The sequence below is a fragment of the Achromobacter spanius genome (genome assembly GCF_003994415.1).
GTDB classification, from domain to species: domain Bacteria; phylum Pseudomonadota; class Gammaproteobacteria; order Burkholderiales; family Burkholderiaceae_B; genus Achromobacter; species Achromobacter spanius_C.
On record NZ_CP034689.1, the window covers coordinates 3,598,243 to 3,611,637 of the forward strand.

Annotated in this window: 12 protein-coding genes and 2 pseudogenes; 10 read left to right on the plus strand and 4 right to left on the minus strand. The window is 66.2% G+C overall.

The window, feature by feature from the left end:
- Window positions 1-120 precede the first annotated feature (120 nt).
- A pseudogene (locus tag ELS24_RS16345) lies at window positions 121-800 on the minus strand (type 1 glutamine amidotransferase domain-containing protein).
- A 25-nt stretch (window positions 801-825) separates the two neighbouring features.
- On the minus strand, window positions 826-1,863 hold the full coding sequence (locus ELS24_RS16350; RefSeq protein WP_127184710.1) for an NADP-dependent oxidoreductase: 1,038 nt from the start codon (window positions 1,861-1,863) through the stop codon (window positions 826-828).
- A 237-nt stretch (window positions 1,864-2,100) separates the two neighbouring features.
- On the opposite strand from ELS24_RS16350, the gene ELS24_RS16355 reads away from it, so the two are divergent.
- The 10 genes and pseudogenes from ELS24_RS16355 to ELS24_RS16400 all read left to right on the plus strand — a co-directional run bounded on the left by ELS24_RS16355 (window position 2,101) and on the right by ELS24_RS16400 (window position 12,396).
- Window positions 2,101-2,793, plus strand: a complete 693-nt coding sequence (locus ELS24_RS16355; RefSeq protein WP_232312039.1) for a TetR/AcrR family transcriptional regulator — start codon at window positions 2,101-2,103, stop codon at window positions 2,791-2,793.
- 11 nt (window positions 2,794-2,804) lie between these two features.
- Window positions 2,805-3,773, plus strand: coding sequence for an HlyD family secretion protein (locus tag ELS24_RS16360; RefSeq protein ID WP_127184711.1), 969 nt, complete (start codon window positions 2,805-2,807; stop codon window positions 3,771-3,773).
- Window positions 3,770-4,747 carry an ABC transporter ATP-binding protein gene (locus tag ELS24_RS16365; RefSeq protein WP_127184712.1) on the plus strand — a complete coding sequence of 326 codons (978 nt, stop codon included), beginning with the start codon at window positions 3,770-3,772 and terminating at the stop codon, window positions 4,745-4,747. Before ELS24_RS16360 ends, ELS24_RS16365 begins: the two co-directional genes overlap by 4 nt.
- A complete protein-coding gene (locus ELS24_RS16370; protein ID WP_127184713.1) occupies window positions 4,744-5,889 on the plus strand; it encodes an ABC transporter permease in 1,146 nt (381 codons plus the stop codon). The genes ELS24_RS16365 and ELS24_RS16370 overlap by 4 nt, the downstream gene beginning before the upstream one ends.
- Window positions 5,890-6,003: 114 nt before the next feature.
- A pseudogene (locus ELS24_RS16375) lies at window positions 6,004-7,478 on the plus strand (efflux transporter outer membrane subunit).
- A 210-nt stretch (window positions 7,479-7,688) separates the two neighbouring features.
- Complete coding sequence (locus ELS24_RS16380) at window positions 7,689-8,417, plus strand: response regulator transcription factor (protein WP_050446985.1); 729 nt, start codon at window positions 7,689-7,691, stop codon at window positions 8,415-8,417.
- A 106-nt stretch (window positions 8,418-8,523) separates the two neighbouring features.
- Complete coding sequence (locus tag ELS24_RS16385) at window positions 8,524-9,006, plus strand: YbaK/prolyl-tRNA synthetase associated domain-containing protein (protein WP_050446986.1); 483 nt, start codon at window positions 8,524-8,526, stop codon at window positions 9,004-9,006.
- Window positions 9,007-9,028: 22 nt separating this feature from the next.
- The gene (locus ELS24_RS16390) at window positions 9,029-11,035 is read left to right on the plus strand and encodes an FUSC family protein (protein ID WP_232312040.1); all 2,007 of its coding nucleotides are present in this window, start codon (window positions 9,029-9,031) and stop codon (window positions 11,033-11,035) included.
- Window positions 11,036-11,038: 3 nt separating this feature from the next.
- Window positions 11,039-11,809, plus strand: coding sequence for an NRDE family protein (locus ELS24_RS16395; protein ID WP_050446987.1), 771 nt, complete (start codon window positions 11,039-11,041; stop codon window positions 11,807-11,809).
- 152 nt (window positions 11,810-11,961) lie between these two features.
- Window positions 11,962-12,396, plus strand: a complete 435-nt coding sequence (locus tag ELS24_RS16400; protein WP_050446988.1) for a carboxypeptidase-like regulatory domain-containing protein — start codon at window positions 11,962-11,964, stop codon at window positions 12,394-12,396.
- 4 nt (window positions 12,397-12,400) lie between these two features.
- Here the strand turns inward: ELS24_RS16400 and ELS24_RS16405 are convergent, their stop codons facing one another.
- Together ELS24_RS16405 and ELS24_RS16410 are read right to left on the minus strand one after the other, a co-directional pair.
- Window positions 12,401-12,775 carry an MAPEG family protein gene (locus ELS24_RS16405; RefSeq protein ID WP_050446989.1) on the minus strand — a complete coding sequence of 125 codons (375 nt, stop codon included), beginning with the start codon at window positions 12,773-12,775 and terminating at the stop codon, window positions 12,401-12,403.
- A gap of 255 nt (window positions 12,776-13,030) precedes the next feature.
- On the minus strand, window positions 13,031-13,345 hold the full coding sequence (locus tag ELS24_RS16410) for a hypothetical protein (protein ID WP_127184714.1): 315 nt from the start codon (window positions 13,343-13,345) through the stop codon (window positions 13,031-13,033).
- Between the last annotated feature and the right edge of the window lie 50 nt (window positions 13,346-13,395).

A 13,395-nucleotide genomic window follows, 5' to 3' on the forward strand; every position in this document is an offset into this window, starting at 1 on the left:
AAGTCGCAATTCTGACACAATGCGCACCAATCTTTACGACACCAACGACCCGCTGGCCAGCGGCACCGGGGTTGGCTCAGCTTTCCCTGCCCCCCGCGCCGCGCGGCTATCCGAACAATTTCATTGCTTCAAGCGCGCCAACAGCGCTTCTGCCACGCCCACCGACGACGCCGGGTTCTGCCCCGTTACCAACAAGCCGTCGCAAAGCACATGGGGCTGCCAGTCCGGCCCACGGCTATACAAACCGCCCAACTGCGTCAGTTCGTCTTCCACCAAAAACGGCACCACATCGGTCAACTGCACCGCTGCCTCTTCGCTGTTGGAAAAGCCCGTTACCTGCCGCCCTTGCACCAGCGGCTTGCCATCGGCCGTCTTGGCATGGCGGAGTACGCCGGGCGCATGGCAGACGGCGGACACCGGCTTGCCGGCGGCCAGCATGGTTTCGATCAGCGCAACCGACTTGGCGTCTTCCGCCAGATCCCACAGCGGGCCATGGCCGCCGGGATAGAACACCGCGTCGAAGTCCGCCGCCTGCATGTCGGCCAGCGGCTGCGTGTTGGCCAAAACGCGCTGGGCGTCGGCATCCTGGCGAAAACCGCGCGTGGCGTCGGTCTGTGCGTCGGGATCATCACTCTTGGGGTCCAACGGCGGCTGGCCCCCTTGGGCGAGGCCAGCGTAACCGCCGCTCCCGCGTCGATAAAGGCGTAGTAAGGCGCTGCGAACTCTTCCAGCCAGAAGCCCGTCTTGCGGCCGGTGTCGCCCAGCGTGTCATGGGAAGTCAGCACGATCAGGATTTTCATGTTTCGCTCCGATTGCGGTACGCGCTTATTCATCCGAACCGACGCGCACGATGCGCTTGCCGGCGTTTTCGCCCTTGAGCAAACCGATCAGGCCGCGTGGCGCGTTTTCCAGGCCCTCGACCACGTCTTCGCGATACTTGATGCGGCCCTGCGCAACCAGCCCTTCCATGGCTTCGCGGAATTCACCATAGCGGTGGGCGTATTCGTTGAAGATGATGAAGCCCTGCACCTTCAGCCGCTTGGTCAGGATGTTGCGCATCAACAGCGCCAGGCGGTCCGGGCCATCGGGCAGGCTGGTCGCGTTGTAGGCCGAGATCAAGCCGCAGACCGGCACGCGGGCGCGTGGGTTCAGCAGCGGCAGCACGGCATCAAACACCGCGCCACCCACGTTTTCGAAATAAACATCAATGCCTTGCGGCACGGCGCGCGCCAGACGGCCAGGCAAGTCGGGCGACTTGTGGTCCAGGCAGTCGTCAAAGCCCAATTCGTCGACCACGTAGCGGCATTTGTCCGCGCCGCCCGCAATGCCAACCACCTTGCAGCCATGGATCTTGGCGATCTGCCCCACCACCGCGCCCACCGCGCCGCTGGCCGCGGCCACCACCACGGTTTCACCGGCCTTGGGCTGGCCGATGTCCAGCAGCCCCATGTAGCCCGTAAAGCCGGGCATGCCCAGCACGCCCAGCGAATACGACGGATGCTGCGGCTTGGGGCCCAGGCGCAACAGGCCGGCGCCGTCGGACAAGGCGTAGTCCTGCCAGCCGGACTGGGCCAATACCCATTCGCCTGGCTTGAAATCGGGGTGATTGGACGCTTGCACGCGGGTCACCGTGCCGCCCACCATGGTCTGGCCGATCTGCACGGGTTCGGCGTAGGACGGCGCGTCGCTCATGCGGCCGCGCATATAGGGGTCGAGCGACAGGTACACGGTGCGCAGTAATACCTGGCCGGGACCGGGCTGCGGGACCTCGCCCGTTTCCAGGCGGAAATCGCTATCGGTGGGCTCGCCATGCGGGCGAGCGGCAAGCACGATGCGGCGGTTGATCGACGGGGATTGCGTCATGAAGTCCAGCCTCCTGGGGAAGCCGCCCAGGCCTTGCAGGCAAGGCCCGGGCGGCGGATTGGGAAACCGATCCATTACACCATCGATGCCCGCTGCCCCGCGTTGCAACATTTAACGCCGACCCTGTTTTAATTAATTAAATACTTAATTAAACTGCGCGCCATGTGCCCGATTCCGCCTGCCCCCACCCGTCGCCCCGGCCGCCCCGCGCGTGCTTCGGGTCCTGACAACGCCGCCATGCGCGCCCAATTGCTGGACATCGCCACCGGCCTGTTCGCTGCGCAGGGTGTGGCGGCCACCACCATTGCGCAGATCGCCCAGCGCGCCAACGTCACGCCGGCGATGCTGCACTACTACTTCAGAAGCCGCGACCAACTGATCGATGCCGTGGTGCTGGAACGGGTGGTGCCGGTCATCGCCTATGTCTGGGCGCCGGTGCGACTGGCCTCGGAGTCGGACCCTGCTACCGCCATTGACCCCGACGCCGCGCCCGACACGGACCCCGCCACGGCGGCGCGCACCTACCTGACGGAAATCGTGAATCGCATCGTGCAAAGCGCCACGCAACGGCCGTGGCTGCCGGCGTTGTGGATGCATGAAGTGGTGAATGAAGGCGGGCAACTGCGTGAACGGGTGCTGCCCCACCTGCCGACCGACCGGCTGGCCGCCTTTGCCGGGATGATCGGCCAGGCCCAGCATCAGGGCGCCATCACGGCCGGCGTTGAACCCCGCTTGGTGTTTCTTTCCATTCTTGGCCTGACCCTGCTGCCGCTTGCCACGTCCAACCTGTGGCGCCGCATCTGGCAAGGAGACGCGCAGGCGCAAGCCATCGATACCCAAGCGATCGCGGCGCACGCCATTGCCATGCTGACCGGCGGCCTGTTCTCGCCGGCCGCCCCGCTTTCCCCGCCCCATTCCGCTGCCCGATAAGGATGCCGACCATGCGCACCCGCCCTGCTCTGCTTCGATTCCTGCCCGGTCTGCCGGTGCTGACGCTGCTATTGGCCGGCTGCGGCCCGGACAGCACGCCGTTCTACCAGGGGTATGTGGAAGGCGACTACGTCTACGTGGCCTCCTCCGAAGCCGGCCGCCTGGATGCGCTGGCAGTCAAGCGCGGGCAGCAGGTCAGCGCCGACGCGCCACTGTTTACGCTGGAGGCCACGCGCGAACGCGCCGCCCGCGATGAGGCCAGCGCGCAGTTGGCGGCCGCCACCGCGCAATTGGAAGACATCGCCACGGGCAAGCGGCCGGCGGAAATCGACGTCAGCCGCGCGCAACTGGCGCAAGCCGAGGCCGCCAGCCGCCGCTCGGCCGCGCAACTGCAACGCGATACGGCGCAGTTCCGCATCGGCGGCATAGCGCGCGCGCAGTTGGACGACAGCCGTGAACAGGCGCAGTCGGACGCCGCCCGCGTGCGCGAACTGCGCGCCCAACTGGAAGTGGCCAACCTGCCCGGCCGCGACGACCAGCGCCGCGCGCAGGCCGCCCAAGTCGCCGCCGCGCGCGCCGCGCTGGCGCAGGCGGAATGGACCTTGGCGCAAAAGCAGTTGGGCGCGCCGGCCGCGGGCCAAGTGTTCGACACGATGTACCGCGTGGGCGAATGGGTGCCCGCGGGCAGCCCCGTGGTCAGCCTGCTGCCACCCGGCAATGTGAAGGTGCGCTTCTTCGTGCCCGAAACCGTGGTGGGCACACTGAAGACCGGCCAAACGGCCACGCTGCGCTGCGACGGCTGCGGCGACCCGATACCCGTAAATATCGACTACGTGTCTGACCAGGCCGAATACACGCCGCCCGTCATCTACAGCCGCGAAAGCCGCAGCAAGCTGGTCTACATGGTGGAAGCGCGCCCCGCGCCGGACGCCGCCGCGCGGCTGCATCCTGGGCAACCGGTCGAGGCGACGCTGCCATGAACGCGACCGCCTCGTCCGACACGCAAAACGGTGCACCCGAACCCGGCAAGGCCGTGATTGACGTGCGCGGCCTGAACAAGCGCTTTGGCGACAAGCATGTGGTCAACGACGTATCGCTGCGTGTTCAAGAAGGCGAGATCTTCGGCTTTCTAGGCCCCAACGGCAGCGGCAAGACCACCTGCATCCGCCTGATGTGCGGCTTGCTGACGCCGGACTCCGGCAGCGGCACCTGCCTGGGCTACGACATTGTTCAAGACAGTGCCCAGATCAAGCGCCACGTGGGCTACATGACGCAGAAGTTTTCGTACTGGGATGACCTGACCATCCGCGAAAACCTGGACTTTGTGGCGCGCATGTACGGCATGCCGCAACGCAGGCAGGCGGTGGACCGCGCGCTGGAAGACCTGGGCCTGCACACTCGCGCCAACCAGTTGACGGGTTCGTTGTCGGGCGGCTGGAAGCAGCGCATGGCGCTGGCCGCCTGCCTGCTGCACGAGCCGCGCCTGCTGCTGCTGGACGAACCCACCGCGGGCGTGGACCCGACCGCGCGGCGCGACTTCTGGGAGCAACTGCACGAGCTGGCCGCGCGCGGCATCTCGGTGCTGGTCAGCACGCACTACATGGACGAAGCCGAACGCTGCCACAAGCTGGCTTATATCTCGTACGGCAAGCTGCTGACGCAAGGCACGGCCGAACAGGTGATTGCCGAACAGCGCCTGTCCACCTGGGCGATCCACGGCCACAACCTGGTGCCGCTGGGCCAGCGCCTGCGCAGCGCGCCGGGCGTGGACCAGACCGTGGCGTTCGGGTCGGCGCTGCACATCAGCGGCCAGGACGCCGATCTGCTGGAACGCACGCTGCGCGACGCCATCCGTGGCCAAGACCTGCGCCTGGAACGCATCGACACCAGCCTGGAAGACGTATTCATCTACCTGATGAACCGGTCCACCGACAACTTCGCGAGCCCCCCATGATGCGCGCCATGCAAGGCTTTTCCTGGGCGCGCTGGTGGAGCATGGTGCTGAAGGAATTTCTGCAACTGCGCCGCGACCGCATCACGTTCGGCATGATCGTGGGCCTGCCCATCATGCAGTTGGCGCTGTTCGGCTACGCCATCAACACCGACCCCAAGCAGATGCCCACGGCGGTCATCACGGCCGATCACAGCCCGTTCACGCGCAGCTTCATCGCGGCGATGAAGTCGTCCGACTACTTCCATATCACCGAAGAACTGGACTCCGAGGAAGCCGGCCGCGCCGCGCTGGCGCAAGGCCGTGTGCTGTTCGTGGTGACCATTCCGCCGGACTTTTCGCGACGGCTGTTGCGCGGGGAGCGCCCAGCGCTGCTGATCGAGGCCGACGCCACCGACCCCATGGCCACCGGCATGGCGATTGGCGCGGCCACACAACTGACGCAAGCCGTGGCGCAAAAAGACCTGACCGGGCCGCTAGCCGGCTTGGCGGGCGGGCAGCCGGCTTTCGACGTGCGCGTGCACCAGCTCTACAACGAAGAGCAGATCTCGCAATACAACACGGTGCCCGGCCTGATGGGCGTGATATTGACGATGACCTTGGTGATGATGACGGGCCTGGCCATGACGCGCGAACGCGAGCGCGGCACGATGGAAAACCTGCTGTCGATGCCGGTGCGCCCGCTGGAGGTCATGACCGGCAAGATCGTGCCCTACATCGCCATCGGGTTGATTCAGGCCACCATCATCCTGCTGGCCGCGCATTTCGTTTTTCATGTGCCGATCCTGGGCAGCCTGCTGTCTGTGTATCTGGCGGCGCTGCTGTTCGTGGCGGCGAACCTGACGGTGGGCATCACGCTGTCGTCGCTGGCGCAGAACCAGTTGCAAGCCATGCAACTGACCATGTTCTATTTTCTGCCCAACTTGCTGCTGTCCGGGTTCATGTTCCCGTTTCAGGGCATGCCGATGTGGGCGCAGTACCTGGGCAACCTGCTGCCGTTGACGCACTTCAACCGGCTGATTCGCGGCATCCTGCTCAAGGGCAACGGCTGGTGGGACTTGTGGCCCAGCATCTGGCCGCTGATGCTGTTCACCGCGGTCGTCATGACCGCCGCCGTGAAGTTCTACCGCCGAACTTTGGATTGATGCGCCATGCCACGCCTAGCCCTGAACCCTGTTTCATCGTTGCCCGCGACTGTCGGCCTGGCCTTGAGCCGGTGTGCCGCGCCGCACCGCCGCATCAAGCGCCTTCACATTGCCATGCTGGCCATCGGCCTGCCCGCCCTGATCGCAGGCTGCGCCGTCGGGCCAGACTTCAAGCTCCCCCCGGCGCCCGACGCCACGTCCTACACTGCCCACGACACCGATCCCTCCCCCCCGGCGCGCAACGCTTGCAGGCTGGCGTCGACATTCCCGCGCAATGGTGGCGGCTGTTCCAGTCCGACGCACTGGACCAACTGGTGCGCCAGGCGCTAGAAGCCAGCCCCACGCTGGCCCAGGCGCGCGCCAGGCTGCGCCAGGCCAGCGAAGACCTGGATGCCGAAACCGGCGGCCGGCTGTTGCCGTCAGTGGATGCGGACCTTTCCGTCAAACGGCAAAAGGTGGACCCATCGGCCTACGGTGTGCCGGTGGCGGAATTGCCGCCGCCCTTCACGCTCTACAACGCTTCGATCAATGTGTCCTACACGCTGGACGTGTTCGGCGGCAACCGACGGGCACTGGAAGGCATGGCGGCGCAGGTGGACTACCAGGCGCACGAATTGCAGGCCGCGCGCATGTCGCTGGCCGCCAATGTCGTCACCGCCGCCATCCGCCAGGCCGACCTGTCCGAACGTCTGGCCGCCACCCGCGACCTGCTGGCCGCGCAGGTGCGCCAGCAAGACATCATGCGGCAGCGCGTGGCAGCGGGCGGCGCCGCCCAGGCCGACCTGAGCAACCAGGAACTGCTGGTGGCCCAGACCCGCGCCACGCTGCCGCCGCTGGAAAAGCAGTTGTCGCAAACCACGCATCAGTTGGCGGTGTACCTGGGCCTGCCTCCCGCCGCGCTGCGCACGCCGCCCTTGCGGCTGGCCGACCTGAGCTTGCCCGCCGATATTCCCACCGGCGTGCCGTCCGCGCTGACGCGCCTGCGCCCGGACATCCTGGCCGCCGAGGCGCTGTGGCGCCAGGCGTCGGCCGATGTGGGCGTGGCCACCGCCAACCAGTACCCGCAGTTCACGCTGACGGCCAGCTTTGGCTCACAACGCACACGCGCGGGCGATTTGTCCGACGGCGTGAATGTGTGGAGCTTGGGGCTGGGGCTGGTGCAACCGCTGTTTCGCGGCGGTGAGCTACGGGCGCGCAAGCGTTCCGCCGAAGCGGCCTACGAGGCCGCGGCGGCCGCCTACCAGCAAACGGTACTGGACGGATTCCGCCAGGTGGCCGACGCCCTGCGCGCGGTGCAGACCGATGCCGACAGTTACGCCGCCTATGACGACGCCTGGCGCCGCGCCACCGACGCCGAACGCATCGCGCAAGGCCGCTACCAGGCAGGCGGCATCAGCCACCTAAGCCTGCTGGACAGCCAGCGCCAGCTGCTGCAAACGCAGATTTCTCGCACCGAGGCGGACGCGGCCCGCTACGCCGACACCGCGGCGCTGTTGCAAGCCTTGGGCGGCGGCTGGTGGAACGAGCCCGCCGCCGGACCGAGGGCAGCGCAATCCAGCGTGTCGCCCCCCCTGACCGCGAGCCCCTGACGAGCCCCGACGTTCAATTGAAGGTCAGGGTTGTAGCAGCAACCGCCGAATTCAAACATTGTTCGGTAACCACCCGACAATTGACCGCGATAGGCCGCCTGTAATCATGTCTGAGAATTCGGGTACGAAAGTGTCGTTGAGCGGGGTTAGGGAAACCGCCAATTCGTAGCATCATGCAAGCGCTCAAGCTGCACAGATCACTACGATTTCATGAATGACCTACTAGACCTGATCGTCTTCTCTCCCGATCCCGACCAACGCGTGCGCCGCAGCGACGCACTGGCCGAGATGGGATTCTCGCCACGCCGGTGCGAGGACTCCAATGGCCTGTTCCGCCTGTTTCAGGCGCGCCGCACGCCATTGCTAGTGATGGAGGCCGACCTTACCGATCTCTGCATGGCCGTCGCTGGTCTGCGCGCCATGGACACGACGGCGGGCATCATCGCCGTGTCCAACTTTGATACGCCTGAAAACCGCATTCTAGGCCTGCATTGCGGCGCCGACGCCTGCTTTCAGCACGACGTGGCCACCGCGGAAATCGCCGCCGCCTTGCAGGCGCTGGTACGCCGCGTGCCCGCCACCGGACGCCGCCCCCTGCTGACCGAGGCCGAGCCACGCGCCATTGCCACGCCACCGGCAGGCGACGTCGCGGGCAAGTGGCAGTTCCACGACGCCGCCTGGACGCTGGTCAGCCCGCAAGGCACGCGCGTGTCGCTTACCCTGGCGGAACGGGAATTCCTGCTGAAGCTGACCACATCGGCCGACAAGCGCCTGCCGCGCGGCGATGCGTCCGGCTCCGACGCGCAGGTCGGCCGTGAATCCGTCCGACGCACCGATGTGGTGGTCAGCCGGCTGCGGCGCAAGGCGCAGGACCTGAACGTGGAACTGCCGATCCGCACCGTCTGGGGTTGGGGCTACGCCTTCACGGGCGAGATCTGACGGCGGCTGGCGGGCGTATCATGCGTAGCGGGGCCGATGCCAGACATCTTGCGTCTGGCGCCCGTTGTTTGCATTCCCCCTTGTTCCCTACGCCACCGCCACCGATATGGAAGTTTTCGAACGCCTGCAAGCGCTGCTTGCCCAGCACCACGCGCGCCACCGCCTGATCAACCATCCCGCCGCTGGCCGCTCGGTGGAAGTGGCCGCCATCCGTGGCACCGACGTCAGCCAGGGCGCCAAGGCGCTGGTCTGCCGAGTGAAAATTTCGTCGAACGTGCGCAAGAACGTGCTGGCCGTTTTCCCCGCCGACAAGCAGGCCGACCTGGACGCTATCGCGCGCGCCGCGGGCGGCAAAAAGGCGTCGCTGGCCTCGCAGGACCTGGCCCGCGAGCTGACCGGCTGCGAAATTGGCGCCATCCCGCCGTTTTCCTTCAACCCTGACTTGCACCTGCTGGTGGACCCCAGCCTGCGCACGCGCCACGATGAAATCGTGTTCAACGCGGGGCGGCTGGATGCGTCCATTCTGCTGAACACGGAAGACTACTTCCGGCTGGCGGCGCCCCAGGAAGCGCCGCTGATCAAGGCCTGACTCCCGCCGCCACCACCCCACCATGACGCCCGCCGTGTTCCGCTCCAAGATTGCACGCGGCGCCAACATGCGCTGGCTGATGAGCCTGGCGCACATGGAGCCGTCGCCCGTCAGCCCGTGGGTGGCGCTGCGGGCGGCGCTGGCCATCGGCCTGCCCACGGCCGTGGGCCTGGCGCTGGACCAGATCGGGCCCGCCGCCTTGGTCGCCTTGGGCGCGCTGCCCGCCATCACCGGCGACAACGGCGGCCCTTACCGCAACCGGGCGCTGTCCATCGGCTGCACGGTGTTCGGCGGCGCCTTGGGTTACCTGCTGGGCAACCTGGTGGCCGGACACGGGCTGTGGACGTCCGCCGCCATGACCCTGCTGGTGCTCATCGCCAGCCTGGTGGGCACCTTCAACAACATCGCGGCGGTCGCCACGCTGCAATTCGCGGTGTACGTCATCGTGGGTTCCAGCCTGACGTCCACCCTGCCCGCCTGGCTGCCTTCGGTGCTGGTAGGCATGGGCGGGCTGTTTGGCCTGGCGCTGACGCTCGCGGGCTGGGTGGTGCACCCGATTGCGCCCGAACGCGCCGCCGTGGCGCAGGCGTATCGCAAGCTGGCCGCCTTGTTCGCCGCCATCGGCACATCGCGCACCATGGTTGCCCGGCGCGACATGGAAGCGGCCATGGCCACCGCCTACGACACGGTCTTGGCGGCCCGTGGCCGCGCCGCCGGGCCGTCGCCGCGCCTGGCCCGCCTGGCGGCCCAACTCCAGGCCTGCACTCCGCTGACCAATACGGCGCTGGCGCTGGCCCGCGCCGGCCGCGTCCTGCCGCCGGCCTGCGCGCGCGTCATGAACCATCTGGCGGACCGGGTCGAGCATGATCAGCCCCCCGCCCCCGGCGACGACATCACGGCCTTGCGCCAAGCCGGCATGCTGGAACTGGCGGATGCGCTGGCGCAGGCCGAACCCTTGCTGACGGGCGCCAAGACGCCCGACGCCGACCCCATGGCCCAGCTTGCGCCGGCGCCTCCGCGCACACCATGGCGGGTGCTTGCACGCACCTACCGCCCCGGTCGGACCACCGTGCGATATCTGATCCGGCTGGGCCTGTGCCTGATCGCCGCCGAGGCCGTGGCGCTGGCCGCGTCGCTGCCGCGTTCGTATTGGGTGCCCTTGATTGTGGTGGTGATCTTCAAGCCAAACTTCGGTTCGGTATTCGCGCGGGCGCTGCAAAGCTGCGGCGGCAGCGTGGTGGGCGTGGCCATCAGCGCCACCGTGCTGGCGGTGGACCAGAACGGCATTGCAAGCGTGTTGACGGTGGCGGCGCTGGCGGCCTTGCTGCCCTGGTCCATCCGCCGCAATTACGGGCTGTTTTCCGCCATTCTGGTGCCTATCCTGATGCTGCTGATCGGCGCCTTGCAGCCCGGCACCTGGGCTATCGCGCTGGCGCGCCTGCTTGATGTGGGCGTGGCGGCCGGCATCGTGCTGCTGGTGGGCTACCTGCCGTGGATCCGCATCGAACGCAATAACCTGGACCAGGCCGTGGCCACGGCGATGTCCACGCTGGCTGCTTACGTCAATACGGTGTTCCAGGCGGACCCCGCCAAGCGCCACGCCCTGCGCGCCCGCGCCTATGCAAGCTTGTCGGACCTGCGCATCGCGTTGCAGCGCGGCCTGTCCGAACCGCGTTTGGTCAGCCGCCGCGCGCTGGCCTGGTGGCCGGTGGAGGTGGCGCTGGAGCGCGTGGCCAACGCCGTGTCGGACACGGCCTGGTCGCTGCCTGCCGACCAGCCCACCCCCAGCGCCGCCGAAGTCGGCCAACTGGCGCACGCCTTGCACGCCATGAGCGTCGCGGTGGTGGGAGGCACGGCCGTACCGACCGCGGCCATCTCCGCCCCCATCCCGGCGCTGGCCGACGTGGCCGCCGAAATCGAAAGCTTGCGCGCCGCGCTGGCTGGGCCGGATTTTGCCGCCGCGCCCCTCGCCGCTTTGCCCAAGCGTCGCTCCACCCATCCCCTTACCCCTCCATCCAACCAGGTCTGAACCATGTGTCTTGCCGTATTGGCCCTGCACGCCTTGCCGGGCATTCCCGTCCTGATCGCCGCCAACCGCGACGAATTCCACGCACGCCCCACGCTCCCAGCCGCGCAATGGGCGGATGCGCCCGGCCTTTACGCAGGCCGCGACGGCCTGGCCGGCGGCAGCTGGATGGGCGTGACGGCGCAAGGCCGCTTTGCGCTGGTCACCAATTTCCGCGAACCCGGCAGGCACCTGGACCCTGCCCCGTCACGCGGCGCGCTGGTTGAAGATTATTTGCGCGGCAGCGATTCGCCGCAGGCATACCTGGCGCGCACGCACGAATCGGATCAGGCTTACAACGGCTTCAACCTGATCGTGGGCGACACCCGTCAGGCCTGGTATCTGAGCAACCGCGATGGCGCGCCGCGCCCGCTTGCACCCGGCATCTATGCCCTGTCCAACCATTTGCTGGACACGCCCTGGCCCAAGCTGGCCCGCACCAAGACGGCGTTTACCGAGGTACTGGGGCGTACGCCGCAACCTGACCTGCCCGCCTTGTTCGACGCGCTGGCGGATAGGCAGACGGCCACCGATGACGAGATGCCCGCAACCGGCCTGCCCCAAGACCGCGAAAGACTGTTGAGCAGCCCGTTCATCGTCAGCCCCGACTACGGCACCCGCGCCTCCAGCGTGCTGGTGCTGCGCGAGGGCGGCGCGGGCCAATTGGATGAAAGGCGCTTTGCGCCCGACGGCACGGTCAGCGGGGAAAGCCGGCTGGCTTTTTCCTGGCAAGGCTGAACGCGCGGGAATATGCTGTTTTGCGAGGCGGCAAGAAAACCAGCGGCAGAATCACGGTCACGGAAACAATCGGTTGATCTCCGAGACGCGCTGCCGCGAACTCCGTGCCGTCGCCCAGGTCGAAGCTCAATCATTCACGTCTGGAGAATCAGATGAAAAAACGCATTGAACGCTGCACCCTGTCCGCCATGATGGCCTTGGGCAGCATGGCCATTGCCGGCGTGCTGTCCACCGCGCAGGCGGCATTACCACCGGTCAAGCACCAGGGCTCGGTGCAATACGTCAGCGGCGGTATCGGCATCGATGAATCCGAAGCCATGAAAGCCGCCGCAAAAGATTATCCGCTGGCGCTGACTTTCGCGGCCCAGCGTGATGGCAAGGCCGATTATGTGGCCAGCGTCGGCGTCACCATCCTCGACGCGCAAGGCAAGGAAGTCTTGAAGGCCACGTCCGAAGGTCCCTACATGCTGGTCAAGCTGCCCGCGGGCAGCTACAAGATTTCAGCGACGTTTGAGGGCAAGAAGCAGGAACGCGCAGTGACCGTGCAAGGCACCGGCACCGCGCGCGCCGTCTTTGAATGGAAGTAAGCGCCTAGACCCCTGAAAACAGGATGGCGATGATGAAGCCCACGCTGATCGCCCAAGCCAGGGACCGCAGCGCTCCCCAGCCTGCCAGATACATCGCCAGATAGCCCAGGCGCACGCCCAACCAGCACGCCATCAGGGTGGCCACATGCGCGGGCGACGCCTGCGTATACAGCGCGAACAGCACCGCCGCAAAGAAGAACGGCAGCGCTTCAAAGGCATTGATCTGCGCCGCGTTGGCGCGCGCCCGCCAGCCTTCCTGGCGAGCAAGCCACGCGCGAGGGTCATTGTTGTCGAACTTCTTTCCCCCCGCCTTGGCGATGATTGTCGACACCAGCGGCAGCAGTGCCGCTGCCAACATCAACCACGCGATCATTTTCATACTGACTCCAGGTGCGCAAGATAAGGCGGCTCGCGTTTGGCGCCGCTGCGGCAGCGGTCGCCTGAAAGCGGAAGAAATGAAAAACCAGGCACATTGAACTGACCCGTAAGCACCCCTGTCAAGCAGGCATTGGCGGATAGATGATCGGAGTCAGGGTTAACCGAGGGATGAATTGCACCGGCGGGAGGCCACACAGCGACCGGAGGGCAGTCGATATGGATTGGGATTGACCAACCTTCTTCCCGAGCACATCTGTCACTTCGATCCATTTGAATCATATTCTTTCTCTTCACTTTTCGGCTGGCGCCCTTTAAACCACCCGCGAGGATATGAAGAAGCCTCAAACGGGCGAATGCCCAATTGATGTGCCCTAGCGGCATAACCACCGACACCCCCGACCACAAAACCGACTATATATAACCAACCCGTCCGCCAGATATCCAGATCGAGGAAAACCAATCCACCGCCAACGATCACAAAAACAAATCGAAATATGGACCGGAAATTTCCATCATGAATAAATACTATTTTTAGTGCTTTTAAAATTCTCGCAAACCAATTAATTTTCATAATGAGCAGGAGTTATATCCCTCTGAGGCCCAGCAGCGCAAGGCGCAGTA